This is a genomic window from Microbacterium sp. Leaf320, assembly GCF_001423485.1.
Lineage (GTDB): Bacteria > Actinomycetota > Actinomycetes > Actinomycetales > Microbacteriaceae > Microbacterium.
In genome coordinates, this window is sequence record NZ_LMOD01000002.1 from 356,333 (window position 1) to 383,065 (window position 26,733).

Consider the following 26,733-nt stretch of genomic DNA (forward strand, 5'->3'; position numbering starts at 1 on the left):
GGATAACCACAGAACTCTAGACGAGACGCCTCGTATGATCTATTCGTCTGAAGGAGATCGTTTTGGCCTCACTGCTCTACCGTCTGGGTTCTCTCGCTGCGCGCAAGGCGTGGACGGTGATCGTCTCGTGGATCGTGATCCTCGGCCTCGGCGTCGGCGCGTTCCTCACGCTCGGCGGCACGCTGAGCAACAGCTTCGACATCCCCGGCACCGCCTCGGGCGCCGTGACAGACCAGCTCGCCGAGAAGCTGCCGGACACCGCAGGCGGCACGGGCACCGTGGTCTATCAGACGACCGACGGCTCGGCCTTCACCGAGCAGCAGAAGCAGGACATCTCCGCGCTCGCCAAGAGCGCCGAGGACCTCGACGGCGTCGCCTCGGTCGTCGACCCGTTCGACGCACAGCAGCAGCAGGCCGTGCAGGCGCAGGACCTCGCCGACGGCAAGGACCAGATCGAAGGCGGCCGCGCCCAGCTGGATGCCGGTCAGACGCAGCTCGATGACGGGCGCACCCAGCTCGATGCGGGTCTCGAACAGCTCACCACCGCTCGGTCGCAGGCCGAGGCGGGCGGTGCTCCCGCAGCCCAGCTCGCCGAACTCGACGCGCAGATCGCCGCACTCAACGCCCAGCTCGCCGAACTCGACGCCCAGCAGAAGACGATCGACGAGTCGCGGGCCGAGCTCGACGCCAATGCCGAGAAGGTCGACCTCGGCTCCACGCTCCTCGATCTGACGAACGGAATCGGCGTCGTGTCCGACGACGGCTCGACCGCGATCGTCAACGTCTCGTTCGAAGACCCTCGCCTCGAGCTCTCCGAAGAGGTCAAGGAAGGCACGATCGAGCACTTCGACTCCTCGCCGATCGACGGCGTCGAGGTCGATTTCGGCACAGACATCGCGCAGGGCGTGCCCGAGATCTTCGGCGTCGGTGAGGCCATCGGTCTCGCGTTCGCCGCGATCGTGCTGATCGTGATGCTCGGGTCGCTCATCGGCGCCGCGCTGCCGATCGTGACCGCCGTCGTCGGCGTGGGTGTCGGCGTGACCGCATCCCTCGCCTTCTCGGGTGTCGTCGACATGGCATCCGTCACCCCGGTGCTCGGTGTCATGCTCGGCCTCGCCGTCGGCATCGACTACTCGCTCTTCATCGTCAACCGACACCGCAAACAACTGCTCAACGGTGTTCCGGTTCGCGAATCCATCGGGCTCGCGACCGGCACCTCGGGCACGGCGGTCGTGTTCGCGGGCACCACGGTCATCGTCGCGCTGCTCGCCCTCAACGTGACGGGCGTGCCGTTCCTCGGACTCATGGGCACCGTCGGTGCGGTCTGTGTCGCCGTCGCCGTGCTCGTCGCGATCACCCTCGCCCCCGCCATTCTCGGACTCGTCGGCACCCGCCTGCTCAGCGGCAAGGCCCGCGCCACGATCGGTCAGCCGCACGCCGCGGGCAAGCCGGTCACACGCATGTCGACGCTGCGCGCGATCGTCACCGTGCTCGTCAGCGTCATCGCCCTGCTGATCGTCGCGATCCCCTCGATGTCGATGCGCCTCGGCCTGCCCGACGGCGCGAGCGAGCCCTCGGACTCGACCAGCTACCGCGCGTTCCACATCGTCGACGAGCAGTTCGGCGAAGGCGCGAACGGGCCGCTGCTCGTCACGGCCACCCTCGACGACGCCGTGAGCGACGACGACCTTCTCGCCACCCAGGTCGAGGTCGCCCAGAAGATCGCCGATCAGGATGACGTCGTCGCCGTCGCCCCGATCGCGACCTCCGACGACAACACCCTGCTCGCGTTCCAGGTACTGCCGGCCGAAGGCCCAAACAGCGCGTCGACCGAGAAGCTCGTGCAGGACATCCGCGCCCTCCCCCAGCTCGACGGGGGCATCACGCTCGGCGTCGCCGGGCAGGCTGCGACCAACATCGACATCTCCGAGGCACTAGCCGGCGTCCTGCCCCTCTACCTCGTCGTCGTGGTCGGGCTCTCGCTGCTCATCATGATCGTCGTGTTCCGCTCTCTGCTCGTGCCGATCATCGCCACCGGCGGGTTCGTTCTCTCGCTGTTCGCGACCTACGGCCTGATCGTCGCCGTGTTCCAGTGGGGCTGGGGTGCCGACCTCATCGGGTTGGACAGCCCGGGACCGATCCTGAGCTTCCTGCCCGTCATCCTCGTCGGAATCCTGTTCGGGCTCGCGATGGACTATCAGCTCTTCCTCGCCTCGGGCATGCGCGAAGCGTACGTGCACGGAGCTTCGGCGAGGGATGCCGTCGGGCAGGGCTTCCGCGCAGGCCGCTCGGTCGTCATCGCCGCAGCCCTCATCATGGTGTCGGTGTTCGGCGGGTTCATCTTCTCTGAGTCGACCATCATCCGCTCGATCGGCTTCGGCCTCGCCTTCGGCGTGCTGCTCGACGCCTTCGTCGTGCGGATGCTGCTGATGCCGGCGCTCATGCACCTGCTCGGCCGGTCGGCCTGGTGGCTGCCGCGGTGGCTCGACCGCATCCTCCCGAACGTCGACATGGAAGGTGCAGCGCTCGAGCGCGACCACCCCGGCGTGCGGACGGATACGGTTCAGGTCGTGCCGAGCACGGAGCCCGCACCCGAGCGCCGCTGACGGCCCGGGTCGGCGCGCGCTGCCGGTCAGGTCGCGCTCTCTGAAGGAGATCTCGCGCACCGAAGGAGTCCATCCGAGGATTGCTCCTTCGGTGCGCGAGATCTCCTTCGCAGCGCGCGGTGCCGCACGACGGCGCACTCGAGGAGCTCGCCCACGCAGATGCGGGCCCAAATCACGGATGCAGGCCGGATCCGTGGATATCGGCCTGCATCAGTGATCTGAGCATGGAGATGTGCGCCGAATGCGGATCGGATCAGCGGGATGGGGGCTCAGGCCGCCATCCCGCGCCAGATCACGTCGACCGCGGCACGCAGCCGTGCGGCGACCGCGGGGTCGTCCATCCGGTCGCCGCGCACGACGATCTGGTAGTACGCGGTGCCGGCGATCGCATCGAAACACGCCTCGACGTCGAGGTCGGCCCTCAGTTCACCGCGCGCGATGCCCGAGCGCAGCGCGTTCAGCAACGGAACCCGTCGCCGCGACACATGCGATTGCCAGTACGCCTTCTGCAGGGCGCGATCCGACATGACGAGACGGATGCGCTGCCGGAAACGCTCCTCCGAATAGCCGGACACCGCCAGCGCGACGCTGCTGCCGCCGAGACCGAACCCGTCGACCAGCGCCTCTCGTAGATCGGCGCCGTCGGGGTACTCGGGCGGAATCGTGCGCCCGACGTCGAGCGCCGCCGCGATCAGCGTCGTGAGCGAAGGCCACCGCCGATACAGCGCGGCGCGGCTCACTCCGCTGTGCGCGACGACGCGGCTCACGGTCACCTCCTCGCCGGCATCGATGATCTCGAGCGTCGCGGCGACGATCTGACCGTCCATGTCCTCATCACGCGGGCGACCGGGGCGGCGGCGAACCGCAGCCCCGGCATCCATCGCGCCCGCAGTTCCGGTCGCACTTTGTGCCGTGTTCATGGGGTGCGACGCGGCACCAACTGCAACCGGAACACCGACACCGGGGTCCGACGCGGCACCGACTGCAACCGGAACACCGTCGGCAGCGCCAGCACCAGCACCAGCACCAGCCCCGGCATCCGCCTCCACGATCGTCACGCCCCGAGCGCCCGCTCGCGCAGCCGGGCGACCGTCGCATCCGACAGCCCCGCAGCGCGAAGCGGTGCGAGCGCATCACCGTGCTGCTCGCGGAGGGTGTCGAGCAGCACGCGCATCGACACCTCCATCGACCCCTCGAGCAGGGATGACGTGGAGGCGACGGCATCCGCATCGAATCCGAGGGCCTTCCACATCGCCCCCATCACGGGAGCGGTGCGCTGCATGATCGCGACCATGTTGCTGCCGGTGAGGGCGTAGTCGGCGACGATGTCGTCATCCGCCGCACCGAGCGCGAGCAGCAGCATCGCTGCCACGACACCTGTGCGATCGCGCCCGGCGGCGCAGTGGAAGGCCGCGGTCCCCGGAGCGTATGCGATGACGTTCAGCGCGGTGACGAGCTGGGGAGCCGCGACCTCGACCATGCGCAGGTACATCTGGCCCATTGCATCGTGGCTGAGCTCGGTGGCCCCTTCGCCCATCGAGCGCCCGACATCCGCGATCAGCGGCAGGTGGTGGTACGCCACGGGGTAGTCGGCGAGCGGGCCACGGCCGGTCACCGACACCTCCAGCGGCGAGCGCAGATCGATGATCGCGGTGAGCCCTGCCGCCACGAGCTGCGAAGCGATCTCGGTCGTGACGTACGCGAGATCGTCGGTACGGATCGCGAGTCCTTCGCGCAGCACTCCCCCGTCGATCGGGATTCCGCCGAGGTCGCGCAGGTTGACGGGGGCGCTGAGCACGAGGTCGATGTCGGCGATGGTCATGTGATTCTCCTTCGGATGAGGGCGCTGCCCTGGTCGATCGCCGTGACGAGCACGATGATGCAGATGATGATGGCGCTGAGGTGGCCGTAGTCGTACATGCGCATGGCGGTCGTCAGCTCGAGGCCGATGCCGCCGGCGCCGACCAGGCCGAGGATGGTCGCGCCGCGCACGTTGCCCTCGAACAGCAGCAGTGTGTACGAGGTCAGCAGGGGCGCCGACTGCGGCAGGATGCCGTATTGGATGACCTGCCTCTTCGAGGCGCCGACGGCCTCCATCGCGACGACGGGTCCGCGGTCGACCTGCTCCATGGCTTCGGCGAAGATCTTGCCGATCGACCCGATGGATCCGAGGGTCATGGCCAGGATGCCGGCGAACGGGCCGAGCCCGACAGCCGAGACGAACATGAGCGCGAAGACGAGATCGGGCACCGAGCGGATGATGTTCATCACCCACCGCGTCGGGTAGTAGACCCACTTGGGTGCGATGTTCGACGACGCCCCGAACGCGGCGAGCAGCGACAGCACGGCACCGAGCACCGTGCCGACGACGGCCATCTGGAACGTCTCGAGCAGCAACGCGAGGATGGTGCCGATCTTCGAGAAGTCCGGAGGGAACAGGCGAGACAGGAACTCGCCCATGTTGACCGCACCGTCGCCCAGCTTGATGAAGTTGAACTCGGCGCCGTTGAACGACCAGATCAGCAGCAGTGCTGCGATCGGCAGTCCGATCAGGAAACGTGCCCGCGGGATGCGGAAGGCGCGCTCCAGGCGTGATCGCTCGGCAGCATCGAGGGTCGGGCGGGTGGTCGAGCGGTCGGTCTTGCCGCCGGTCGCGCGCGCCTTGCCGCCCGTCGGGCCGCCTGCCGAACGCGGGTCAGTGGTGAGCGTCATCGTCGTGCTCCTCGTCGTCGTAGAGCGGCGACAGCGCCGCGGCATCCAGCTGTGATGTGGCGCCGGCGATCAGCTTCCGTCCGTGCCGCAGGCCGATGATGCGGTCGCTGTGCGCGAGTGCGAGCGGCAGCACATGCAGGCTGACCAGCACCGGAATGCCGTCTTCGGTGGCGATCTCACGCAGCAGCTCGAGCACCGAGTCGGCGAGCTTGGGGTCGAGCGAGGCGACCGGCTCGTCGGCCAAGATCACCTTGGGCTGCTGCATGAGTGCCCTGGCGATCGCGACGCGCTGCTGCTGTCCGCCCGAGAGCGAGCGCGCGGGGGCGTTGGCCTTGTGCGCGATGCCGACCCGGTCGAGCAGTTCGAGTGCGCGGCGGCGATGTGCGCTCGAGAACCCGCCGACCAGATTGATCGCGCCCGCCCCGTGCAGGCCACCGGCGAGCACGTTCGTCATGACGCTGAGCCGTGGGATGAGGTTGAACTGCTGGAACACCTGGCCGACATCAGACCGCAGGGTGCGCAGCTCGCCCCGGGCGAGGTTGGTGACATCGTGCCCCGCGACCCGCACGGAGCCCGCCGAGATCGGCGCGAACCCGGTGAGGCTGCGCATCAGAGTCGACTTGCCCGACCCAGAGGCGCCGAGCAGGGCGACCATCTCACCAGGGAACAGGTCGAGATCCACACCGTCGAGCACCGTGGTCGCGTCGTACGCGACGCTGAGGTCGCGCACCGTCACGAGCGGCAGGGCCTGGCGCAGTTCGGCGGTGGAGGTGCGGGCGGGGGCCGCGGCATCCGCTCCCTCGCCCGCCCCTGTGTTCGTCGGAAAACCCAGACCAGCGGATGCCGGCTCGGCGCGTCGAGACGCGGCACGCCGTGCGGCGGCCGCACCGTCTGCGTTTTCCGACGCAAAGAGGGTTGAGGCCGGGAGGGCGGAGGCCGGGAGGGCGGAGGCCGCGGCATCCGCCCCCGTGAGTGCTGGACTCGTCACTTGAGGTCCTCGAGCTCGACGCCGGCGACCGCGGCGATCTCGGCGAAGGAGGAGAACGACGAGCCGTCGGGGTCGACGGTCTGCTCGGCGGCGGCGAAGGCGCCGTAGGCCCCGAGAGCCTCCGCATTCTCGGGGGAGAACACCTCGGCGATGCCTTCCTGGATGAGCTTGCGGGTCTCGGCGTCGAGCGACTGGCGGCCGAGCACTGCACCCTGGATGTCCATCGCAGGGCTCTCGCCCACCGCGCGCCACTCGCCGTCGGCGAACGGGAACATCGGGGCGCCGAGCTCGGTGAGCATGACGGCGGTGCAGGCGGCATCCACCTGTCCCTGCTGCAGCGCGGCGAAGCTGCCCTCGTGACCGCCCGCGAAGATCGCCTCGTAGTCGGTGCCCTGCTCGAGGCCGGCCTCGTGCAGCATGTACACCGGCATGAAGTAGCCCGAGCTCGATGCCTGGTCGGCGAAGGCGACGGTCTTGCCCTCGAGGTCCTCGACGGTCTCGATGGGCGAGTCGTTCAGCACGACGCAGGTCGAGACGGGCTTGTCATCACCCTGGAACGCGACGAGCGCGTCGACTTCGCCGGTGTTCACGGCGAGCGCCGAGGGGAAGCCGCTCATGATGCCGATGTCGACATGGTCGGCGCGGATCGCCTCGACGACGCTGAGGTAGTCGGGCACATCCGTGATCTCGACATCGCGGCCTGTGGACTCTTCGAGGAGTTCGGCGAAGACCTCGATCGGGTTCTCGGCGGTGGGGTCATCGCCGACGGGGAGCGTCGCGATCGTGATCGGAGCATTCGGGTCGGCGGGAACCGCTTCGGCGGACGGGCTCTGGCAGCCGGTCAGGGCGAGGGCGGCGACGCCGAGGAGGCCGACGGCGGGCAGGGTGAGGCGGCGCATGATGACCTTTCGGGAGGAGGTGTTCCCGATTTCCGAGAACAGGAGTATTCCAACTCGCGAAGGTGACAGGCAATTACGAGACCGCCGTACTCGAAAAGGAACGCTGGATGAACGGCTGGTGACGGTGGCCGACCGACCCGGATGTCGGGACCCCGGCCTAGAGTGTGCGGATGACCCTGGATGCCCGTGCTCGCCTCGAACAGCTGCGCGCCCAGGCAGCGGAGCGGGTCGAAGCGACCGGGGTCACGCTCGCCGAGCTCATGCACGACCGGGAGGGCTCGAACGACGACGACGAGCACGATCCCGAGGGCGTCACGCTCTCGTCGGAGTGGTCACGCCTGACGGGGCTCGCCGAGGCGGCGGCATCCGAACTCCAGCAGGTCGACGACGCGGTCGCACGACTGGATGCCGGCACCTACGGCGCATGTGCCCACTGCGGCCGTCCCATCCCCGAGGCGCGACTCGAGGTGCGCCCGTTCGCCACGCACTGCGTCGCCTGTGCCGAGAAGCTCGGCCTCTGAGCCGGGGCTCCCGGGTATCACCTCACCAGAGGAACGTGACCCCCACGGCGAACACCGCACCGATCACGGCGACCGCCCACCAGTACCATGCGCGGCGGCGAGGCCGGAAGGGCAGCGGCGTCCGCGAACCACGCAGTACCAGGACGCCGATGGCAGCGAGCGCCGGTGCGAGAGCGATGCCCCACACCCAGCCGCCGACGGAGAACCACGGCCCGCTGTGCCAGAGCAGCAGGAGGCCGAAGGTCGCCCAGATCAGGTCGCCGATCGACGGTAGAAGCGCCTTCACCCGGAACGTGCGGATCAGGGCGACCAGGCTCAACAGCAGAGCGAGCCCGAAGATGCCCCACGCGATGCCGACCGACGCGCTGTCGATCGCGGGAATCGGCGCGCCGGACGCATACGACATGGCGATGTAGTCGGCCGGGGCGGTCGTGTTCGACAGCGCGAGGAAGGCGGTGCCGGCCTCCCGGTCGAGTGTGAGCATGGTGCGGAAGCCCCCGGTTCCGCCGTTGTGCCACGTCTGCAGGCCGTCGCCGTCGAACGCGGCCGACGTGATCCATCCCCATCCGATCTCGGCGCCTTCCCCCATGGGTGCGGTCGGGTCGAGAGCGGCTGCGCCCGGGGCCGTGCCGTCGAGGTTGGCCTGCGCCCAGGTCGCCAGGTCGGCGGCGGTCGTGAAGGTCGACGAACCGGCCGGCAGGTATCCCTCGCCCCACCAGCGCGGCGCGGGTGTGCCGTTCGACAGGAACCCGGGCGCCGCGTCAGCGGGCACTTCGTCGGCCGTCGCCGCGACGACCGTGTCGTCCATGCCGAGCGGTTCCGTGATGCGGTCCCTCAGCAGGGCCGCGTAGCTATCGGCATCCGCCGCTTCGACGAGTGCCGTCCCGAGCAGCGAGACGGCGAAGTTCGAATAGACCGAGCCCTGATCGGGGTCGACCGGCGCGACCGCCGCGTCGGCGATCAGCTGCTCGGTCGTGGTCGTCGCGTAGGGATTCTCGTTCAGGAGGACGCCGGTCAGCGACTCCGCTTCCGCCGTGACACCGAGTCCGGGCAGTCCGGAGGAGTGCTGCGACAGCGAAGCGAGCGTCACCTCGCCGGCTTCCGTGCCTTCGAGGTCGGGAAGGTGCTCAGCGAGCTGATCCTCGGCCTCGACCTCGCCTCGCTCGATCGCATCGGCGAACAGCGCACCCGTGAAGGTCTTGGTGATGGATCCGAGCTCGAACACCGTGTCGGCGGTCGGGGCTCCAGCGTTCGACGGGTCGGCGTCGCCGAGCCCGGCGAAGACGGCACCGTCGGGGCCGACCTCAGCGACGGAGAGTGCGCGGAAGCTGTCGAGACTCCCGGGCAGGGAGCGGATGCGGTCGGCCAGTGCCTCATCGCCCGCAGTCGACGCGCTGACCGTCTGATGCTGAGGGCCGATCGCCGCACCGAGCGCGACGCCGACGACCGCTGCCGCGCCGATCACGGCGAGGATCGCTCGTGTGGGGCGGCGTCGCGGAGCATCCGGCGCGCTCTCGTGGTCGTGCAGGTCGGGGGAAGGGATCGAGGGAGTGGTCATGGGGGGCTCCTCAGCTCGAAGCGATCATGGTCAGGACGAGAAGGGGAACCACGCGTGCCGCGGGCACCTCGTAGTGCCCGCGGCGCGGAGAGACGAGCCAGCCCGCGCTGACGAGCTGGCGCAGGTGGTGGTAGAGCTGGCCCGACGAGGCGAGGTGCTCGAGCTGCAGCAGCTCGGCCGTCGTGTGCGCGCCGCGCATCACCTGGCGCACGAGCTCGATGCGTGCCGGGTGCCCCAGAGCTTCGAGCGGACGGGCGAGGTCGCTCCAGTCATTCGCGAGCAGCCCTTCGGCGTGCAGTCCGTACTGCCAGCGGATGGGGCCCGCCTGCGTCTCGACCGCGCCGGCCATCATCACGGCCCCCGGCGCACGGCGGCCGAGCTCGTTCACGAACCAGAGCGGATCGTCGGAGCCGGCGGCTTCGGGCGCAGCATCCGTCGCTTCCGATTCCGCACCGTCGGCGGGTGCGGCAGGGAGAGCGGCGAGTGCGGAGAGTCGCGCGACCTCGTGCTCGAGGTCGGCGAGCCGGCGCTCGATCGTGCTCTGCTCGTCAGATTCCATGATCCGAACCTATCAAAAGTTCGTAATTACGGAAAAAGGGGGATTCTCCGACGGTCGGATCGGATGCGGGCGCGGCCCCGAGCACGGATGCCGGTTCAGAGGCTCCCGAACGCGATCACCACGCACATCGTGCCGACCGTCAGCAGAATCGGCGCCGCCACGATGCCGCACCAGAAGCTCCGGGCCGCCTCCTTGTCGGGCACCAGCGCGGCGATGGCCATGAGCGCCCCGGCGAACACGAAGACCGGTTGCTGAAACACCCACGCGAGCGGAATGAAGTGGATGCCGACGACAGCCAGCACGAGGGGCGCGATGAGGTCCTGTCGCTTGCGCCTGGTCGCCCAGATCGCCAGCACGATGATCGCCACCACCTCGATCCAGAAGACGATCAGATACCAGGTCGACGCTGCGCCACCCCAGCTGATCGCCGTCGGCGCCGACCAGTTGCGGATCGCCGCGGGCAGACTGATCCCTGCCAGAGCCGCGCCGCCGAGACTGAGCACCCCGAGGATCACGCGCCAGCTCCAGTGCTTCGGCGGGCGCTCCTGCGCCCACCCCGCCCACACGAAGGCGGCGATCCCGAAGATCGCCCCGGTCATCAGCAGGTCCCGCGGGAAATCGTCGATGATCATGCCCACAGGCTAACCGGCAGCCGGTGCCGGAGCAGGCGACTCCGTGAAGCCCGAGAAGTAGGCTGAGGGCATCATGGACGAGTTCATCCGGGGCTTCTGGATCTTTGCGGGCAACTACTGGTGGCTCGCCTTCCCGATCCTCGGCATGGCCGGCGGCGCGGCGAAGGCGTGGGAGCGCAGCGCGAAGCGCCGGCACGAACGACGCATCGAGACTCTGCGACTCAAGGCCGAGATCAAGACCGCCCAGCTCGAAGCGCGCAGCGGACGGGCGAAGCGCATCGGCCCGGCGGTCGTCGACACCCGGGCCTCGGTCGCCCCGAACACCCTGCTCGAGCGCCTCTTCTCTGAGCACGACGAGATCACCGCCCACTGGCTCGACTACGAGCTCGACGTCGCGAAGCTGATCGCCTTCCCCGCCATGAGCGACGGACGCCAGCCTCTGGTCGCCGCGTTCCTGCGGGCCAAGAAGACGGCGGATGCGTTGCGCCCGCTGTCTGCCGATTCGACCGTGACCGAGCGGCAGGTCTCGGAGTACCTCGACGCCGTGGGCGCCTACGCCGTGGCGTTCGAGATCGCAGAGAAGGATGCCCGCCGCCTGCGCGACTCGACCTTCACCGAACCGGAGCGCAAGCGGCTCGATCGCGCGCAGCAGCTGCTCAAAGTCGCCGTCGACGAATCGGCCACTCAGGCCGAGCGCAACATCGCCTATCGGCGCGTGCGCGACGAGCTCGAGGGTCTGATCCTGCTGAGCGACGAGGCCGTGCAGGTGCTCGAGAATCAGGTCGCGCGCGAGCTGCCGGCGCACCCGTCACCCGCGCCCGCCACGGGGACCACGCCTGAGCCGGAGCCCGAGAGGATCTTCCTTCCCTCCTCGACGAGCTCTCCCGTGACCCGGCCCCGCACAGAGGCGCCTGCCCCCTCGCCCGCGAGCACGAACGACGACGGGAAGAACCCGCAGTGATCACGAGATTCGAAGAACTCGATTGGCAGGAGACGCCGATCGGCGAGCTGACGTTGCGCCGACGCACCCAGCCTGCGGTCGGCCAGGAGATCTACGAGGTCAAGCTCGGCGACGAATACCTGATGTCGAGCCTGTTCACGGTGGCCGAGGAGGAGCTCTCGAATCTCGGTCTGGCCGCTGCCTCCGGCGATGACCTCTCGGTCCTGGTCGGTGGCCTCGGGCTCGGATACACGGCGGTCGCGGCGCTGCGCGATGCACGTGTGACGTCGCTCACCGTGGTCGATCGGCTCGGCGCGGTGATCGGCTGGCACCGAAGGAAGCTGCTGCCCGTGTCGGCTGAGCTCGTCGACGACCCGCGCATGACTCTGGTCGAAGACGACTTCTTCGCCCTCGTCCGGGCAGCGCCCGCAGACGGCCACCGCGGATACTCCGCGATCCTGCTGGATGTCGACCACTCGCCGCGTCACCAGCTCGACCCCACGCACGCCGACCTGTACACCGCGGCGGGCCTGCGTGCACTCGACCGGCGCCTCGCTGCCCGTGGCGTCTTCGCGCTGTGGTCGGATGATCCGCCGGACGACGAGTTCATGGTCGAGATGCACGCGGTGTTCGACGACGCGGTCGCCCATGTGGTCGACTTCGCGAACGCCGTCACGGGCGGAACGTCATCCAACACCGTGTATGTCGCGCGCAGCCGCGGCGCGGGGGAATCGACGGCCGACCGTCGACCGGGTTCGACGTCGTGACCGCGAAGACGGTCGTCCTCACCGGCGCATCCGACGGCATCGGCGCAGCATCCGCACGCCAGCTCGCGGCATCCGGTCACCGGCTGATCCTGGTCGGACGGTCTCTCGAGAAGACGCGCGCCGTCGCCGCCGACACCGGCGCCGAATGGTTCACCGCCGACTTCACCCGGTTGGATGACGTGCGCGAGCTCGCCGTCAAGATCGCCGACGCCGTCGGAGACGGCGGGATCGACGTGCTCGCCAACAACGCGGGCGGCATCTTCGGGGACCAGACTCCGACGGTCGACGGCTTCGAGAAGACGCTGCAGGTGAACCACCTGGCGCCGTTCCTGCTGACGAACCTGCTGCTGCCTCAGCTGCGCACCGGTCATGCGGCGATCATCAACACGTCGAGTGTCGCGCATCGCCTGTTCGCGAAGCTCGACATCGACGACCTCGACAACCGCAAGGACTTCAGCGCGAACCGCGCCTACGGAGACGCGAAGCTCGCCAACGTGCTCTTCACGAAGAGCCTGCACACGAAGTTCCACGGCGAGGGGCTGACCTCCGTCGCCTTCCACCCCGGCACCGTGCAGACCAACTTCGCGTCCGACTCGAACACTCTCATGCGGTTCGTCTACCGCACTCCGTTGGGGCGCCTGCTGCTGATCAGCAGCGAGAAAGGCGGCAGCACGCTGAGCTGGTTCATCGAGGGCACGCCCGACGAGACCTGGATCTCGGGCGAGTACTACGACGAGCGCGTGCTGACCCATCGCGTGAACCCGCGGATCGAGGATGCCGCGCTGGCCGAGGCGCTCTGGCAGAAGAGCGCCGAGCTCGTCGGGATCGACGCCTGAGCGCATCACGGCCCGGCTGTTCGATCGCACGAACTGCGACAGGAGCACCCAGCCACGCATCACGGACCGCATGGATCTCGCGCCCAGCAGGCAGGAGTATGCTGGCACACCGGGTCACGTGACCCCTTCAGAGCGCGAGAGGCGGTGATGGCGATGTCCGGTGATAGTTGCGACGCCGCCTTCGTTGCGTCGCGTCTGACTGCATCCGTGCGTTGAGCTCCGGCTCCGCACCTGCACGTCCTGCTCCGCAGCCGTCGGCGGCGTCATCCGCCCCCTGACGAAATACTGCGCACGCCCTCTCTGACGAGGCAGTGCGCCTGCGAGAACGGAGCCAGTCATGGCCCTCATCGACAACGGCGTGTACGTCCACGGACGTCGCGTGGAGACCCCGAAGAACCTCGACGAGACCTACCGGTCGCTCGATGCCCACGGGGGCATCGCCTGGATCGGCCTCTACCGGCCGAGCCCGCAGGAGGTAGCCTCGGTCGCCCGCGAGTTCGACCTGCATCCACTCGCCGTCGAAGACGCACTCTCGGGGCATCAGCGGTCGAAGGTCGAGCGCTACGGCGACACGCTCTTCGCCGTGTTGCGCCCTGCGCGCTACCGCGACGAGCAGGAGTCGATCGAGTTCGGCGAACTGCACCTGTTCGTGGGACCCGATTTCGTGGTCACGATCCGGCACGCCGAGTCGCCCGACCTCGTGGGCGTGCGCCGCCGCATGGAAGCACACCCCGAGCTGCTCGCGATGGGCCCGGAGGCGGTGTTCTACGCGATCCTCGATGAGGTCGTCGACGGCTACGAGCCGATCGTCACCGGGCTGCTCAACGACATCGACGAGATCGAGGATCAGCTCTTCGGCGACAGCGACGACGACGCACTGTCGCGCCGCATCTACGAGCTCTCGCGCGAGGTCATCAACTTCCAGCGGGCGGTGCACCCCCTCGCCGGGATGCTCGAATGGCTGCGCCGCGGGTCCGAGAAGTACCGCATCGATGAGGAGCTGCAGCGCTCGCTGCGTGACGTGCTCGACCACGTCATCCGGGTCAATGAGCGGGTCGATTCGTTCCGCGCGATCCTCGAGAACGCCCTCACCGTGCATTCCGCTCTGGTCGCCCGGCGCCAGACCGAAGCGGGGCTGGCGCAGAACGACGAGATCAAGAGGATCTCATCGTGGGCGGCGATCATCTTCGCCCCCACGCTCGTCGGCACGGTCTACGGCATGAACTTCGATGTCATGCCCGAGCTGCACTGGGTGCACGGGTATCCGATGGCGATCGGCGCGATGGCCGCCTTCGCGGTCGCCCTCTACGGGGTGTTCAAGTACAAGAAGTGGTTGTGACGCCGGGCGGGCTCAGCGAACGTCGCCGCTGAGCCTGTCGGTCTCGACCGTCTAGGCCTCGGAGCCGCCGTCGCGATCGCGCACCTCGATGCTGGCGACCTCGAGGTCGTCGTCGAGCTGCACGAGGATCCGGGAATCCGGGAACTGCTTCGGCGCGTCGAAGGCGATCAGTACCGCATCGGCGAACACCACGACGGAGGTGGCCTCGAGGTCGTCACGAAGGTCGGTCTGCTCGAGCACCGGCTCGTCGTCGACCGCCTCGTCGATGTCGTCGGCGACCTCGTCGATCACCGCACGCCACCGCGACTCGGACACCGACAGGATGCGGGCGATCGCCCCGAGCAGCGCGTCGGCGTCGAGGCTCTCTTCGTCATCGTCGAGCTCGGGGTCGACGTTCACCGTGACGACCGCACCGGCCGCGTCGATAGTCGCCCGGCCGTACACGAGATCGTTCTCCGCGACCGGATCATCGAGCAGGCCGCTGTCGACGATGCGGGCGAGGAGGTCATCGAGCAGAGGGGAAGCCATGAGACCAGTCTTCCACTGACGCCGCCGCTAGTCTTTAGGGCGTGCCGAACGCCGAATCCCCCGCATCCGCCGCATCCGATCTCCGCCGCCTCGCAGACGCGCTCGCAGGCGCCGAGCCACTGAACTGGGTCATCACCGGCGACTCGATCACGCACGGACTCGTGCACACGCAGGGCGGCCGCAGCTACGCCGAGCATCTGCACGAGCTGATCCGCGGCGAACTCGACCGCACCCGCGATGCCGTCATCAACACGGCGATCAGCGGGCACCGCATCACCGACATCCTCGGCGACTGGGATCGGCGCATCGCGACGTGGAATCCCGACATCGTGACCCTGATGATCGGCACCAACGACATGGCGACCGGCCCCGGCCAGGTCACCGTCGAGCCTTCGGACTTCGCCGCTTCGCTGCGCGATTTCGTCACGCGCGCACGGGCGGCGGGCGCGATCGTCGTACTGCAGACCCCACCGTCGGTCGACATCCCGAACGCGCCGGGCCGCGAGCGGATCGTCGAGTTCGCGGATGCCGTGCGCCAGGTCGCCGCAACGGAAGACGTGATCCTCGTCGACCAGCACGCGCGCTTCACCGACCTCGGCAACGGCGGCGTGCCGTGGGGGATGATGAACGATCCGTTCCACCCGAACGCCGCAGGTCACGCCGCTCTCGCACTCGAACTCGCGAAAGCCCTCGACATCTGCCCGCAGCCAGACCGCGACCGGACCCTGCCGCTGCTCGAGGCGAGGGTGATGGCGGCGCGCCTGAACGGTTAGCCTGGCGCCCTAGAGCGACGCCAGCAGCTCCGTCATCTCGGCGACCTCGGACGTCTGCGCATCGACGATGTCCTGCGCGAGGCTGACGGCATCCGCGTTCTCACCGTCGGCGACCTCCGTCTCAGCCATCTCGATCGCGCCCTCGTGGTGCTCGATCATCTGCTCGAGGAAAAGCCTCGACGCGTCATCCGCGCTTGCTGCCTCGAGAGCGTCCATGTCATCGTCGCTCATCATCCCGTCGCCGTGGCCCATCCCGCCCCCGGAGCCGGCATCGACGCCCCAGTCGTCGAGCCACCCCTGAAGCTGCTCGATCTCCGGGCCCTGGGCGGCTTTGATCCTCGTGGCGAGGTCCTCGACGCGAGGATCGATCCCCTCGTCGGCCAGCACGATGTCAGCCATCTCGATCGCCTGCTGGTGATGCGGGATCATCATGGTCGCGAACATCACATCGGCAGAGTTCACGCCCGCGATCGGAGCGTCGGACGATGAGTGATCCATGCCCGGCATCGACGAATCGTCGCCGGGAGTGGTGGTCGCGCACCCCGCGAGCGCGATCGCTCCGGAGAGCAGCAGTGCGGCCACAGCCGCAGTTCGTCTGGTCATCGCAGCCTCTCCTTCGGGTCGTCGGTGCTCCGATAATACCCCGTGGGGGTATTCCGCGCCAGGCGGTCGCCCGTCCCGAACAGCGGCGCACGAGACCTTGGAGAAGATTCAGTATTCGGTGTTGCTAAGTACCGGTACTCAGTGTTACTTTGTACCGGTACCCAGCAACACTGACTACCGCAACCGAACGAAAGGAGGCTCTCATGGGCAAGCAGATGACCGAGATGCTCAAGGGCACCCTGGAGGGCATCGTCCTGGCCCTCCTCGCCGAGCAGCCGGCCTACGGATACGAGATCACCAACCGAGTGCGCGATCACGGATTCACCGACATCGCCGAGGGCACGATCTACGCGCTCCTCGTGCGCGTCGAGCAGAAGAAGCTCGTCGACGTCGAGAAGGTCCCGAGCGAGAAGGGTCCGCCCCGCAAGGTCTACTCGCTCAACCCCGCGGGCACGCAGGAGCTCGAGGAGTTCTGGAAGACCTGGAGCTTCCTCGCCCAGCGCATCGACAGCCTGCGCACCGACGACACGAACAGCACGAACAGCACGAACAGCACGAACACCGACACCGACACCGACACCGACACGAACAACAAGGAGAACTGACATGGCCGCCAAGTGGATCGAAGCGCTCACCGGATCGCTCGAACAGAAGAAGCAGTACCGCGATGCGAAGAAGCGCATCGATGCCCTTCCCGAGCCGTATCGCACGGTCGCCAACGCCCAGCACCGCTACACGATGTACTACGGGGGCATCACCGACGGCGACATCCTCGTGCAGATCTTCGTCGACCTCGCCGACCTGTGGGAGCGCGCCGCCATCGACGGCACCCCGATCGACGACATCGTCGGCGACGACGCCGTCTCGTTCGCCGAGACCTACGCCGAGGCCTACGGCGGAACCCACTGGATCGACAAGGAACGCGCCCGCCTGACGAAGGCGGTCGACGACGCGAAGAAGAAGGAGCCTCGATCATGAACGCACCCGCCATCGCCGTCCGCGGCATCGAGAAGTCCTATAAGGATCTCCACGTGCTGCGCGGCGTCGACTTCGAGGTCGAGAAGGGGTCGATCTTCGCCCTCCTCGGCTCGAACGGCGCCGGCAAGACCACGATCGTCCGCATCCTCTCCACGCTGCTGAAGTCGGATGCCGGCACCGCCGCCGTGCAGGGAATCGACGTCGCCGCCGACCCCGTCGCCGTGCGGCAGCGCATCAGCCTCACCGGTCAGTTCGCCGCGGTCGACGAGATACTCACCGGACGCGAGAACCTCGTGCTGGTCGCGAAGCTGCGGCATCTGCCGGAGCCGGGGATCATCGCCGACGACCTGCTCACCCGCTTCCGGCTCACGGATGCCGGCGGCCGCAAGGTCGGCACGTACTCCGGAGGCATGCGACGCCGACTCGACATCGCAATGAGCCTCGTCGGACACCCCGAGGTCATCTACCTCGACGAGCCGACCACGGGACTCGACCCCGAAGCCCGCATCGAGGTGTGGAACGTGGTCAAGGAACTCGCGAACACCGGCACGACCGTGCTGCTCACCACGCAGTACCTCGATGAGGCCGAGCAGCTGGCCGACCGCATCGCGATCCTGCACGAGGGTCGGATCATCGCCAACGGCACCCTCGCCGACCTCAAGCGGCTGCTGCCCGCGGCGAAGGTCGAGTACGTCGAGAAGCAGCCCACCCTCGAGGAGATCTTCCTCACTCTCATCGGACCGAAGTCGGGTTCGACCACCGGAAAGGAGAACGCAGCATGAGCACGCACTTCGCCGCCGATACGGCGACACTCACCGGCCGCTCGATGCGGCACATCGTCCGCAGCCCCGACACGATCATCACGACGGCGGTCACCCCGATCGCCCTGATGCTGCTGTTCGTCTACGTCTTCGGCGGGGCTCTGCAGACGAGCACCGGGGTCGACAATTACGTGAACTATCTGCTTCCGGGCATCCTGCTGATCGCGATCGCGTCCGGCATCGCCTACACGGCGTTCCGGCTCTTCACCGACATGCAGAGCGGCATCTTCGAGCGCTTCCACTCCATGCCGATCGCCCGATCGAGCGTGCTGTGGGCGCACGTGCTCACATCACTCACCGCGAACGCCATCACCCTCGCGATCATCTTCGCGGTCGGGTTCGTGATGGGATTCCGCACCGGGGCGAGCGTCTGGGCCTGGCTCGCCGTCATCGGCATCCTGATGCTGTTCACCCTGGCGCTCACGTGGCTCGCGATCATCGCGGGGCTCACCGCCAAGACGGTCGACGGGGCGAGCGCGTTCTCGTATCCGCTGATCTTCCTGCCGTTCATCAGCTCGGCCTTCGTGCCGACCGACACGATGCCGGGTCCGGTGCAGTGGTTCGCCGAGAACCAGCCGGTCACCTCGATCGTCGACACCATCCAGGCGCTGTTCGCCGAGCAGCCGGTCGGCACCGACATCTGGGTCGCTCTCGCCTGGTGCGTCGGCATCCTGGTCGTCGCCTACGTGTTCGCGATCATCTCGTACCGCAAGAAGGTCAGTTGACCGTCTGCAGTGAGACGGAACGCTCCGTCCGGGCCCCGCGCCCGGCCGGGGCGTTTCGCCGCGCTCGGCGTCGGCTTCTTCTGCGCACTCCCGCGCCCCTCGTGCACTCACTCCCGCACCCTCGTGCCTTCATGCGGGAGGAGATCTGCGATTCGGAGGATGAATCTCGGCAATGTGCCCTCCCGATCGCAGATCTCCTCCGGAACGACGGTGGGGGATGCCGGGCGCCGGATGCCGGATGCCGGATGCGGGGCGCCGCGGCCTACCGCAGCCCGAGGGGGCCGAGCACGACGGACTGGCGCGTGCGCACCCACACCCCGGCGCCGTCGCGCCGTTCGGCCCGCGTCGCGAAGCGGTAGCGGTATGACACGGCGCGCACCCACCGGGGCGGCTCACCGTCGAACGGGTCGGACCGCAGCAGAGCGAGCGTCGGAGCATCGGCCTCGAGCAGTCGCAGCAGGAAGACCGTGAACCAGTCGTCGAGCGAACGGCCGAGCGGCAGGAACCACATCAGCCAGTCGAGGCGCAGGTGGTACGGCGCGAACTGCCCCGGGATGCGTCGCACGTCGCCCGGCTTTCCCTTGAACTCGTACTCGCGCCACAGCAGACCGTCGTCGTCGACCGATCCCTCGACGACGATCTCGACCCGCTGCTTCGTGACCGTGCCGAACGCTCCGTAGGCGTTGCCGATCTGCCACCGGTTGAAGCTCGCGTTCATCAGCTGCCGCCGCGCGAAAAGGTTGCGCAGGGCGGGCCCGCTCAGCGCCACGACGAGCACGCCCACGGCCGCCGTGAGCACGAACCAGTACAGCGGGATGCCGGGCCACAGCGTGTCGTCCATCGCATCGTCGCGCGGCGCCGCGCCCACCCCCGGCAGTCCGATCGCCGAGAAGGCGATCACGATCGTCACCCAGTTCAGCCAGGCGAAGTTGCCTGTCGCGACGAGCCACACCTGGGTCGCGATCATGATCGTCGCGGCCACCGCCCCGACGATCTGGGGCACGGGACCGGGAATCCAGACCGACAGCAGCGGAGCGAACACGAAGAAGGGCACGACGAGCTGCGCGACGTGGTTGCCGACGACCTCGGCGCGATGGAACCACCGTGGCAGCAGATGGGCCTGCCTGCTGAGCGGCCCCGGCATGGGCTGCGTCTCGTGGTGGTACATCAGCGCCGTGAGGTCACGCCACTCCCGCCCGCCGCGGATCTTGATCATGCCGGCACCGAACTCGACACGGAACAGCAGCCACCAGAACAGCACGATCACGACGGTCGGCGGAGGCTGATCGTTCGAACCGAGGAAGGCGGCCAGGAACCCCGCCTCGAGCAGCAGCATCTCCCAGCCGAACGAGTAGAAGGTCTGACCGATGCTGACCACCGACATGTATCCGAGCCACAGCGCGAGGAAGCACAGCATCGGCACCCACGGCGGACCCCACTGCGGGATGCCGACGACCAGCGCCGCGGACACGACGATCCCTGCCCCGCACAGCAGCGCGAGCCTGCGGTCGGAGTACCGGATGCGGAGGAAGAGGGTCGGATGCAGCATCCGCCGCCGTGACTCCTTGTGCCCGATCCAGTCGAGCAGCGCCGGTGCCGGCAGCAGCCCGTGCTCGCCGAGCAGCGGTCGGAACTGGTTCAGAGTTGAGATGAACGCGACGAGATAGAGCGCCGCGACGCCCCGTTGCAGGACCTCGCGGGCGAACCCGAAGTCGACCGCCGCGAACCCGTCCACGGCCACAGGCTAACCCGGGTGCGACAGGTCGAAGAGGGGGTTGCGCGTGCCGGGTGGCGCCGTGTCGGGAGTCGCCGTGTCGGGAGACGACCAGCGATCGGGAGGTGAACGGCGATCGGGAGGAGGATCCACCGGGGACCCCCTCCCGAGCGCCGATCTCCTCCCGATCGCAGACGACTCGACCCGGGTCAGCTGACGGCGTCGAGCACTTCCTCGCGACGCCCACGCCGTGCTCGACGGATCTCCAGCGCGACCACGCCCGCGATCGCGAGCGCGATCAGCAGACCTCCGGTGAGCGTGAAGCCGTGCGTCCCCGTTCCGCCCGCGGCCGGCAGCTCGAACACCGGCACGTCCCGCACCGACACCGTGCTGCCGGCGAGGGTGACCTGCGGACTCGACTGCCCGTCGGCGATCGACAGCACACCGGCCGCTGACACGATGATCTTCACCGGCTCGGCGAGGAGTGAGAACCCTTCCGGCGCCGTCGTCTCTTCGAGCCAGTACGTGCCAGGGCGCAGGCCCGCGGCGGTGAACAGCCCGACCTCGGCCCCGGCGATCAGCCCGGGAGTCACCGGCGCACCGGGAACCCCCGCGGCGTCGGCGAGCAGCCGGAAGCCCGACCCGTCCATCCGCACCCAGTCGCCGTTGACGTCTTCGCCGAGCTTCTCGACGATGAGCGAGGCCAGCACCTCACGCGTGGTCGCGTGGGCCGGATCGGTGTCCGTGACCCGAGCCCCGCCCGACGCCGGCTGCCCTGAGGCGGTCGCCGTGTTCTTGTGCAGCACGCCGCCCGTGGTCGGGGCGGGGTAGGTCGCGGTGAACACGACCGACTCCCCCGGATCGAGCGTGCCGTCCCACGCGCCGACGGGAAGGATCGAGGCGGCCGCGATGACGTCATCCGCGAGCTGCACGGCGGTCAGCACGACATTGCCCGTGTTCGTGACTCGGAACTCGAACGTCATCGCCGATCCGGCGTCGACGGCGACTCCCGGCGCGGTGTTCGCGTCGTCGCCGTTCACGAGCTTGACGACCTCGATCGCGGGTGCCGCCGCGGCGAGGGTGAGGATGTAGTCTTCGACCTCACCGGACTGCGAGATGCCTCGCGGGTCAGCCACTTCCGCAGCGGTGAACGATGTGCGCAGACGCAGGTACGTGTCACCCACGACGGCCGTGCCCGGCACCGTCCACGCGAGATTCACCGAGGTCGCACCGGCGAGGAATGCGGCCTGCACGCGCTCGGTCGCATCGAAGATGCCGTTCTTGTTGAAGTCGATCCATCCGGCGACCGTGCCGGGCGACGTGGTGCCCGACAGCGGGATCGGCAGCGAGTACGCGGTGCCGCGGATCGCGCGCGGAGCCCGGATGCCGTCGGCGATCGCGTCATCCGTGTCGAGCGAGGCTCCTGCACCGGCGTTCGGCGAGAGCGTCGGCTTGGCCGTCGCGTCGGCATCCGATGTGATGCTCGCACCGAGGCGCAGCGGCCCCTGGACGTGCACCGCGGCCTGAGCGGCGTCGTAGCTGCTCGGCGCGTCGCCCATGTCCTCCTGCAGCCGGATCGAGAGCCGGATCAGGTCGCCGAGGCTCTTGCCCGGGTCGTAGGTGTTGTACCCGTTCGCCCAGCCACCCGCCGCCGGCGCCCGCTGGATGTGCGTGCCGAGATTCATGGTGACCGTCTGGAAGGTGCCCTTCAGCACGACGGAGCCGCAGCCGGCGAGCGCGGTGCTGGTCATCGTCCGCCCAGCCAGCTCGGCCGCAGTGGGGAGCATGGTGTTGCACCGCGAGCTGCTCGTCTTCGTCGCAGCGGTGAGCGTGGTGGGGGTGACGCTGAGGTTCTGCGCGCCGGCGATCGGAGCGAAGGTCACTCCGGGTGTCACGATGTCCATCTGCATGGCGATCCAGCCCGCGGCTGTGCGGTCACCATCGGCATCCGTCTTCATCGTGAATCCGTTGCCGGTGATGATCTCGCAGAACGTGTCGGCTGTATTGCGCTCCTCCACGCACTGGGCGTAGCCGCCGAGACCGGAGATGTCGATGATCGGATCCGTGACCGCGCGGCTGAATGCCACGGTGAGGGTGCCGTTCTTGTTCGCGCAGTAGCCGGAGAAGTCCAGGCCGTCGCACATGCCGGCGCCGGCCTCGAGTCCTACCGTCGGCGTGGTCGCGACGTCCAGGCCGGGCGCGAACATCGCGTTGGTCGCGCCGTATCCGTTGTGCGGCGTGGTCGCCAGGAACTGCACGCCAGCCGATCCCGACTTCGTGGTGGCCGGATTCACCGTCAGTGTGGCCGTGACTCCGCCGCGGTAGTTCATGGTCGCGCTCGTCGCGGTGCGCGTCGTGCTCAGCGCTTCCTCGATGGCCTCTGCCGGCTGCTGCGTCATCGGCAGCCCGCCGGCGAGCAGGATCGCGCCCATCAACGCGACTCCGAGGATCGTTCGGAGGCGACGGCGCCCTCGGGGTACGGGTGCGGATGCCGGTGCGGGTGCTGTCATGAGGTCCTCGAATCACAGGGACATCTCGCAGGAGTTCCGGGATCCGAGCAACGGACCGATGCGCATGGCAATCAGCCCCGGCGAAGCATGTCTGGGGTGTCGTCGATCTTTCGACGGCACTCACAAGACGTGGGGCTCGCGACATCGTGACGGGGGTGCATGGCCGCTGTTTCGGTACATCAATACACCCGCCCCGACACAGCGATGGGCGGAGGATCCGTGACAGATCCTCCGCCCATCGGAGGGGAGTCCACCCGCGTGAGGACGGACTCGTTCCCGTGAGTCAGGTCAGCTGACGACCCAGTCGAACTGGTCGCCGTGCTCCTCGAGCCAGGCGTCGACGGCATCCGCTTCCTTGCCCTCGCCGTACTCGTTCACGACCAGGTCCTCGAGCGAGCCGTACTGCTCGTCGTCGAGCTTGATCTGCTCGATCAGCTCAGCGGCCTCGGGGAACTCCTCGGCGAAGCCCTTCGTGCCGAGGAAGTGCAGAGCCTCGGACTCGCCCATGGCGCCCTTGGGGTCTTCGAGATCCTTCAGCGGGAACGCGTCGTTGGCCCAGAACGGACGCCACAGCGTCACGACGATGTCCTCTTCCTTGTCGGTCGCGGACTTCAGCTCGGTGAGCATCGCCGCAGTCGAGGAGGTGACGAGCTCGTACTCGCTGTCGAGACCGTACTCGGGCATCATCTTCTGGGTCTGCGCGGTGAGACCGGCTCCGGGCTCGATGCCGAAGATCTTGCCGTCGAACTCGGCGCCCTTGCCCGCGAGGTCCTCGATCGAGTTCAGCTCGGAGTACTCCGGAACCGCGATGGTCAGCTTCGCGTTGTCGTAGTACGCACCGAGATCCTCGATGTTGTCGCCGTAGGTGTTCATGTACTCGGCGTGGGTCAGCTCGGGCCAGGCCGACGGGTAGATGTCGACGTCGCCCTGCGCGAGGCCGGTGTACAGCGGGCCCGCTTCGGTCAGCGTCTTCATCTCGACGTTGTAGCCGATCTTCTCGAGCTGGTCCTGCAGCAGGTACGCGGTGCTCAGGCCGTCGGTCCACGAGGGCAGGAACCCGAGGGTGATCGTGCCCTTGTCGCCCGAACCGGATTCTTCGCCGCCGGTGCCTCCGCCGGTGCCGCCCATGCCGTCGCCGCTGCAGCCGGCGAGGGTCAGTGTCGCTGCGGCGCCGATGGCCGCGATCGTCAGGATCTTCTTCTTCATGTGTATGTCTCTCGTTCCGTATATATGGGTGCTGTGTTGCTGTGTACTGCGTGTTCTCTTGTGCGGAAGGGATGAGTCAGTGCACGCCGCCGCCGACGGCGGTGCGGCGCGGTGCGGCCTTCTGGCGCTCTGCCTCGTCCTCGGCATCCTTCGCAGCGGCTGCCTCAGCCGATGCGGGAGCGGATGCGGCCGAAACAGCCACCTCCGACGCTGCGGATGCCGCGGCGAGACGCTGCTGCGTGCGACGACGCGCCAGCATCCCGAGCAGCGACGAGCGGTTGCTGCCGAGGTCGCCGAGCGCTGCCGTGACGCGATCGAGGAACACGGCGATGAGCACGACGCCCAGACCGGCCTCGACGCCCTTGGCGATGTTGATGGTCGAGATCGCCTCGACGACGATCTTCCCGAGGCCGTCGGCGCCCGCCATACCGGCGATGACCGCCATCGACAGCGCGAGCATGATGACCTGGTTGACGCCGGCGAGGATCGTCGGCATCGCGAGCGGAAGCTGGATGCCGCGCAGGATCTGCCCCGGCTTCGCGCCGAACGCCTGACCCGCCTCGACCGTCTCGGAGTCGACACCGCGGATGCCGAGCTCGGTCAGTCGCACGCCCGGAGGAAGCGCGAAGATCACGGTCGCGACGAGACCCGGCACGACGCCGATGCTGAAGAACACGATCGCCGGGATCAGGTAGACGAACGCCGGCATGGTCTGCATGAAGTCGAGCACGGGCTTGAGCACCGCACGCACGGTCGCGTTGCGGGCCGACCAGATGCCGAGCGGCACCGCGATCAGCACGGCGATCACCGCGGCGACGAGCACGAGGGCGAGCGTCTGCATCGCCGGCACCCAGAGGCCCATGGCCACGATCAGGCCGAACGAGACGACCGTGCCGATAGCGAGCTGCCACGACCGGACGAGCCAGGCGATGAGCGCGGCGATCACGATGATGACCGCGAAATGCGGGCTGAGCAGGGCGCGGGTGAGACCGTCGACGAGGAAGCTCACCACGAACGAGATGACGTCGAGCAGACCGTCGAGGTTCGTCTTGATCCAGTCGACTCCTGTTGCGACCCAGCTGCCGAGGGGAATGCGGAAACCATCCATCAGCGCACCTCCTCCGTCGTCGGCTGCGTTTCGTCTCGGTGCTGCGCTCCTCGCTCAACGACCGGGTGGGGGTCGGCCGTCCATCCGTCATCGAGTACTGCATCGATCTCGGCCTGCGGCATCGGAAGAAGCGGCAGGGTGAGCTCACCGGTGGCGCCAGGGCCGGGGCCCAGGGCTGCGAGCAGGGTGATGCGCGGGATCACGCCGACGAGGCGCCCCTCGGCATCCACCACGGCCAGGGGCAGCGGCGACTCGACAGACGGGATGAAGAGGTTCATCAGAACCTCGTCCTTGCTGACGCTCTGCGGCACCGGCTTGATGATCGACTCGAGCGTCGAGACACCCTGACGCACGAGCTTGACCGCATCCCGGTCGGTGACGATCCCGAGCAGCTTGCGGTCGCGACCCGTGACGTAGGTCGCCGACATGAACGCGTCGCGCATCTGGCGGAGCGCCGTGCGAGGCCCGGCGGTCTCGGCGACGACCGGGCGCGGGCGCTCCATGACGTTCGCGGCCGTGAGCACCCGGGCGCGGTCGACATCCTGCACGAACTGCTCGACGTAGTCGTTGGCGGGGTCGGTGAGGATGTCTTCGGGCGTGCCGATCTGCACGATGCGGCCGTCGCGCATCACGGCGATGCGGTCGCCGAGGAACATGGCCTCGTTGAGGTCGTGGGTGATGAAGACGATCGTCTTCTGCAGCTTCTCCTGAAGTTCGAGCAGCTGCTCCTGCATCTCGCGACGGATCAGCGGGTCGAGGGCGCTGAACGCCTCGTCCATGAGCAGGATGTCGGAGTCGGCGGCGAGCGCACGGGCGATGCCCACTCGCTGCTGCATGCCGCCGGAGAGCTCGGACGGCAGCTTGTCGGCCTGGCCCTCGAGTCCCACCAGGGCGAGGATCTCCTCGGCCTTCTTCAGGCGCTCGTCCTTGCCGACCCCCTTGAGTTCGAGCGGGTAGGCGACGTTCGCGGCGACCGTGCGGTGCGGCAGCAGTGCGAAGTGCTGGAACACCATCGAGATGCGGTCGCGGCGGATCTCGCGCAGACGCGACGAGGGGATGCCGGTGATGGGGTCGCCGTTCACGACGACGGAACCATCGCTCGCCTCGTGCAGCCCGTTGAGCATGCGGATGATGGTGGACTTGCCGGAGCCTGAGAGCCCCATGATCACGAAGATCTCACCCCGGTTGACCGTGAAACTGGCGTCGATGACGGCGGCGGTTCCTGCGTCGCTGACCGCGGATCTGCTCTCACCGGCCTTCAGTCGACGGACGGCACTGCTCGGATTCTTCCCGAACACCTTGTACAGATTGCGCGCTTCAAGAGCGATTTCGGACACGTTTCCCCTGCGGCTCGCCTTCGGCTGGCTGAGCCTGCTTCGGTTACGCCCGGGTGATCCTCCCGGCCGTTTC

Annotated in this window: 27 protein-coding genes; 11 read left to right on the top strand and 16 right to left on the bottom strand. The window is 68.2% G+C overall.

All coding sequences use genetic code 11. The annotated features are described in order from the left end of the window. The first annotated feature begins 62 nt into the window (after nucleotides 1–62). The gene (locus tag ASF63_RS06485) at nucleotides 63–2,606 is read left to right on the top strand and encodes an MMPL family transporter (RefSeq protein ID WP_056511005.1); all 2,544 of its coding nucleotides are present in this window, start codon (nucleotides 63–65) and stop codon (nucleotides 2,604–2,606) included. Nucleotides 2,607–2,875: 269 nt separating this feature from the next. Here the strand turns inward: ASF63_RS06485 and ASF63_RS06490 are convergent, their stop codons facing one another. Genes ASF63_RS06490 through phnD form a run of 6 tightly spaced genes read right to left on the bottom strand, consistent with a single transcriptional unit; the run spans nucleotide 2,876 to nucleotide 7,205 of the window. Beyond that, the gene (locus tag ASF63_RS06490; RefSeq protein ID WP_235560720.1) at nucleotides 2,876–3,526 is read right to left on the bottom strand and encodes a TetR/AcrR family transcriptional regulator; all 651 of its coding nucleotides are present in this window, start codon (nucleotides 3,524–3,526) and stop codon (nucleotides 2,876–2,878) included. Then, the gene (locus ASF63_RS19520) at nucleotides 3,523–3,645 is read right to left on the bottom strand and encodes a hypothetical protein (protein ID WP_268770182.1); all 123 of its coding nucleotides are present in this window, start codon (nucleotides 3,643–3,645) and stop codon (nucleotides 3,523–3,525) included. Before ASF63_RS19520 ends, ASF63_RS06490 begins: the two co-directional genes overlap by 4 nt. 15 nt (nucleotides 3,646–3,660) lie before the next feature. After that, nucleotides 3,661–4,428 (bottom strand): tyrosine-protein phosphatase, encoded by a 768-nt coding sequence (locus tag ASF63_RS06495; RefSeq protein WP_056511010.1) that lies wholly within the window; start codon nucleotides 4,426–4,428, stop codon nucleotides 3,661–3,663. Further along, nucleotides 4,425–5,318 carry a phosphonate ABC transporter, permease protein PhnE gene (phnE, locus tag ASF63_RS06500; protein WP_056511013.1) on the bottom strand — a complete coding sequence of 298 codons (894 nt, stop codon included), beginning with the start codon at nucleotides 5,316–5,318 and terminating at the stop codon, nucleotides 4,425–4,427. Before phnE ends, ASF63_RS06495 begins: the two co-directional genes overlap by 4 nt. After that, nucleotides 5,302–6,306, bottom strand: coding sequence for a phosphonate ABC transporter ATP-binding protein (locus ASF63_RS06505; protein ID WP_235560721.1), 1,005 nt, complete (start codon nucleotides 6,304–6,306; stop codon nucleotides 5,302–5,304). Before ASF63_RS06505 ends, phnE begins: the two co-directional genes overlap by 17 nt. Beyond that, nucleotides 6,303–7,205, bottom strand: a complete 903-nt coding sequence (phnD, locus tag ASF63_RS06510) for a phosphate/phosphite/phosphonate ABC transporter substrate-binding protein (RefSeq protein ID WP_056511017.1) — start codon at nucleotides 7,203–7,205, stop codon at nucleotides 6,303–6,305. The genes ASF63_RS06505 and phnD overlap by 4 nt, the downstream gene beginning before the upstream one ends. A 170-nt stretch (nucleotides 7,206–7,375) precedes the next feature. Here phnD and ASF63_RS06515 point away from each other — a divergent pair, with 170 nt between their 5' ends. Further along, nucleotides 7,376–7,726: a TraR/DksA family transcriptional regulator gene (locus ASF63_RS06515; protein WP_056511020.1), complete on the top strand. Its 351-nt coding sequence runs from the start codon at nucleotides 7,376–7,378 to the stop codon at nucleotides 7,724–7,726. Between the two features lie 22 nt (nucleotides 7,727–7,748). Here the strand turns inward: ASF63_RS06515 and ASF63_RS06520 are convergent, their stop codons facing one another. The 3 genes from ASF63_RS06520 to ASF63_RS06530 form a co-directional block, all read right to left on the bottom strand. Beyond that, nucleotides 7,749–9,284, bottom strand: coding sequence for a serine hydrolase domain-containing protein (locus ASF63_RS06520; RefSeq protein WP_056511024.1), 1,536 nt, complete (start codon nucleotides 9,282–9,284; stop codon nucleotides 7,749–7,751). 10 nt (nucleotides 9,285–9,294) lie between these two features. Beyond that, a complete protein-coding gene (locus ASF63_RS19405; protein ID WP_056511026.1) occupies nucleotides 9,295–9,843 on the bottom strand; it encodes an ArsR/SmtB family transcription factor in 549 nt (182 codons plus the stop codon). A gap of 95 nt (nucleotides 9,844–9,938) precedes the next feature. Further along, nucleotides 9,939–10,475: a hypothetical protein gene (locus tag ASF63_RS06530; RefSeq protein WP_157534257.1), complete on the bottom strand. Its 537-nt coding sequence runs from the start codon at nucleotides 10,473–10,475 to the stop codon at nucleotides 9,939–9,941. A 73-nt stretch (nucleotides 10,476–10,548) separates the two neighbouring features. On the opposite strand from ASF63_RS06530, the gene ASF63_RS06535 reads away from it, so the two are divergent. From ASF63_RS06535 to ASF63_RS06550, 4 genes are all read left to right on the top strand, one after another. Beyond that, nucleotides 10,549–11,436, top strand: a complete 888-nt coding sequence (locus tag ASF63_RS06535) for a hypothetical protein (protein ID WP_056511032.1) — start codon at nucleotides 10,549–10,551, stop codon at nucleotides 11,434–11,436. Beyond that, entirely contained in the window at nucleotides 11,433–12,182 is a 750-nt protein-coding gene (locus ASF63_RS06540) for a hypothetical protein (protein WP_056511034.1), read from the top strand. The genes ASF63_RS06535 and ASF63_RS06540 overlap by 4 nt, the downstream gene beginning before the upstream one ends. Then, the gene (locus tag ASF63_RS06545; RefSeq protein WP_056511039.1) at nucleotides 12,179–13,018 is read left to right on the top strand and encodes an SDR family NAD(P)-dependent oxidoreductase; all 840 of its coding nucleotides are present in this window, start codon (nucleotides 12,179–12,181) and stop codon (nucleotides 13,016–13,018) included. Before ASF63_RS06540 ends, ASF63_RS06545 begins: the two co-directional genes overlap by 4 nt. A 337-nt stretch (nucleotides 13,019–13,355) precedes the next feature. Continuing rightward, nucleotides 13,356–14,357, top strand: coding sequence for a magnesium and cobalt transport protein CorA (locus ASF63_RS06550; RefSeq protein ID WP_056511040.1), 1,002 nt, complete (start codon nucleotides 13,356–13,358; stop codon nucleotides 14,355–14,357). Between the two features lie 51 nt (nucleotides 14,358–14,408). On the opposite strand, the gene ASF63_RS06555 is transcribed toward ASF63_RS06550, so the two are convergent. Further along, nucleotides 14,409–14,885 (bottom strand): hypothetical protein, encoded by a 477-nt coding sequence (locus ASF63_RS06555; RefSeq protein ID WP_056511043.1) that lies wholly within the window; start codon nucleotides 14,883–14,885, stop codon nucleotides 14,409–14,411. A gap of 41 nt (nucleotides 14,886–14,926) precedes the next feature. Between ASF63_RS06555 and ASF63_RS06560 the strand changes: the two genes are divergently transcribed. Further along, nucleotides 14,927–15,658 (top strand): SGNH/GDSL hydrolase family protein, encoded by a 732-nt coding sequence (locus ASF63_RS06560; protein ID WP_056511046.1) that lies wholly within the window; start codon nucleotides 14,927–14,929, stop codon nucleotides 15,656–15,658. Nucleotides 15,659–15,667: 9 nt separating this feature from the next. On the opposite strand, the gene ASF63_RS06565 is transcribed toward ASF63_RS06560, so the two are convergent. Further along, nucleotides 15,668–16,261, bottom strand: a complete 594-nt coding sequence (locus tag ASF63_RS06565) for a DUF305 domain-containing protein (RefSeq protein ID WP_056511049.1) — start codon at nucleotides 16,259–16,261, stop codon at nucleotides 15,668–15,670. A 203-nt stretch (nucleotides 16,262–16,464) separates the two neighbouring features. Between ASF63_RS06565 and ASF63_RS06570 the strand changes: the two genes are divergently transcribed. From ASF63_RS06570 to ASF63_RS06585, 4 genes are read left to right on the top strand one after another with little or no spacing between them, the layout of a single operon-like run. Next, nucleotides 16,465–16,866: a PadR family transcriptional regulator gene (locus ASF63_RS06570; RefSeq protein WP_082477891.1), complete on the top strand. Its 402-nt coding sequence runs from the start codon at nucleotides 16,465–16,467 to the stop codon at nucleotides 16,864–16,866. 1 nt (nucleotide 16,867) lies between these two features. After that, complete coding sequence (locus ASF63_RS06575; protein WP_056511053.1) at nucleotides 16,868–17,239, top strand: DUF1048 domain-containing protein; 372 nt, start codon at nucleotides 16,868–16,870, stop codon at nucleotides 17,237–17,239. Beyond that, nucleotides 17,236–18,021: an ABC transporter ATP-binding protein gene (locus ASF63_RS06580; protein WP_056511057.1), complete on the top strand. Its 786-nt coding sequence runs from the start codon at nucleotides 17,236–17,238 to the stop codon at nucleotides 18,019–18,021. Before ASF63_RS06575 ends, ASF63_RS06580 begins: the two co-directional genes overlap by 4 nt. Then, entirely contained in the window at nucleotides 18,018–18,785 is a 768-nt protein-coding gene (locus ASF63_RS06585) for an ABC transporter permease (RefSeq protein WP_056511060.1), read from the top strand. Before ASF63_RS06580 ends, ASF63_RS06585 begins: the two co-directional genes overlap by 4 nt. 262 nt (nucleotides 18,786–19,047) lie before the next feature. On the opposite strand, the gene ASF63_RS06590 is transcribed toward ASF63_RS06585, so the two are convergent. The 5 genes from ASF63_RS06590 to ASF63_RS06610 all read right to left on the bottom strand — a co-directional run bounded on the left by ASF63_RS06590 (nucleotide 19,048) and on the right by ASF63_RS06610 (nucleotide 26,660). After that, nucleotides 19,048–20,520: a lipase maturation factor family protein gene (locus ASF63_RS06590; protein ID WP_056512804.1), complete on the bottom strand. Its 1,473-nt coding sequence runs from the start codon at nucleotides 20,518–20,520 to the stop codon at nucleotides 19,048–19,050. A 188-nt stretch (nucleotides 20,521–20,708) separates the two neighbouring features. Further along, nucleotides 20,709–23,009: a GEVED domain-containing protein gene (locus tag ASF63_RS06595; RefSeq protein ID WP_157534258.1), complete on the bottom strand. Its 2,301-nt coding sequence runs from the start codon at nucleotides 23,007–23,009 to the stop codon at nucleotides 20,709–20,711. Nucleotides 23,010–23,297: 288 nt separating this feature from the next. Continuing rightward, a complete protein-coding gene (locus tag ASF63_RS06600; protein WP_056511066.1) occupies nucleotides 23,298–24,215 on the bottom strand; it encodes a glycine betaine ABC transporter substrate-binding protein in 918 nt (305 codons plus the stop codon). 76 nt (nucleotides 24,216–24,291) lie between these two features. Continuing rightward, complete coding sequence (locus ASF63_RS06605; protein ID WP_056511069.1) at nucleotides 24,292–25,323, bottom strand: ABC transporter permease; 1,032 nt, start codon at nucleotides 25,321–25,323, stop codon at nucleotides 24,292–24,294. Beyond that, nucleotides 25,323–26,660, bottom strand: coding sequence for a quaternary amine ABC transporter ATP-binding protein (locus tag ASF63_RS06610; RefSeq protein WP_056511072.1), 1,338 nt, complete (start codon nucleotides 26,658–26,660; stop codon nucleotides 25,323–25,325). Before ASF63_RS06610 ends, ASF63_RS06605 begins: the two co-directional genes overlap by 1 nt. Between the last annotated feature and the right edge of the window lie 73 nt (nucleotides 26,661–26,733).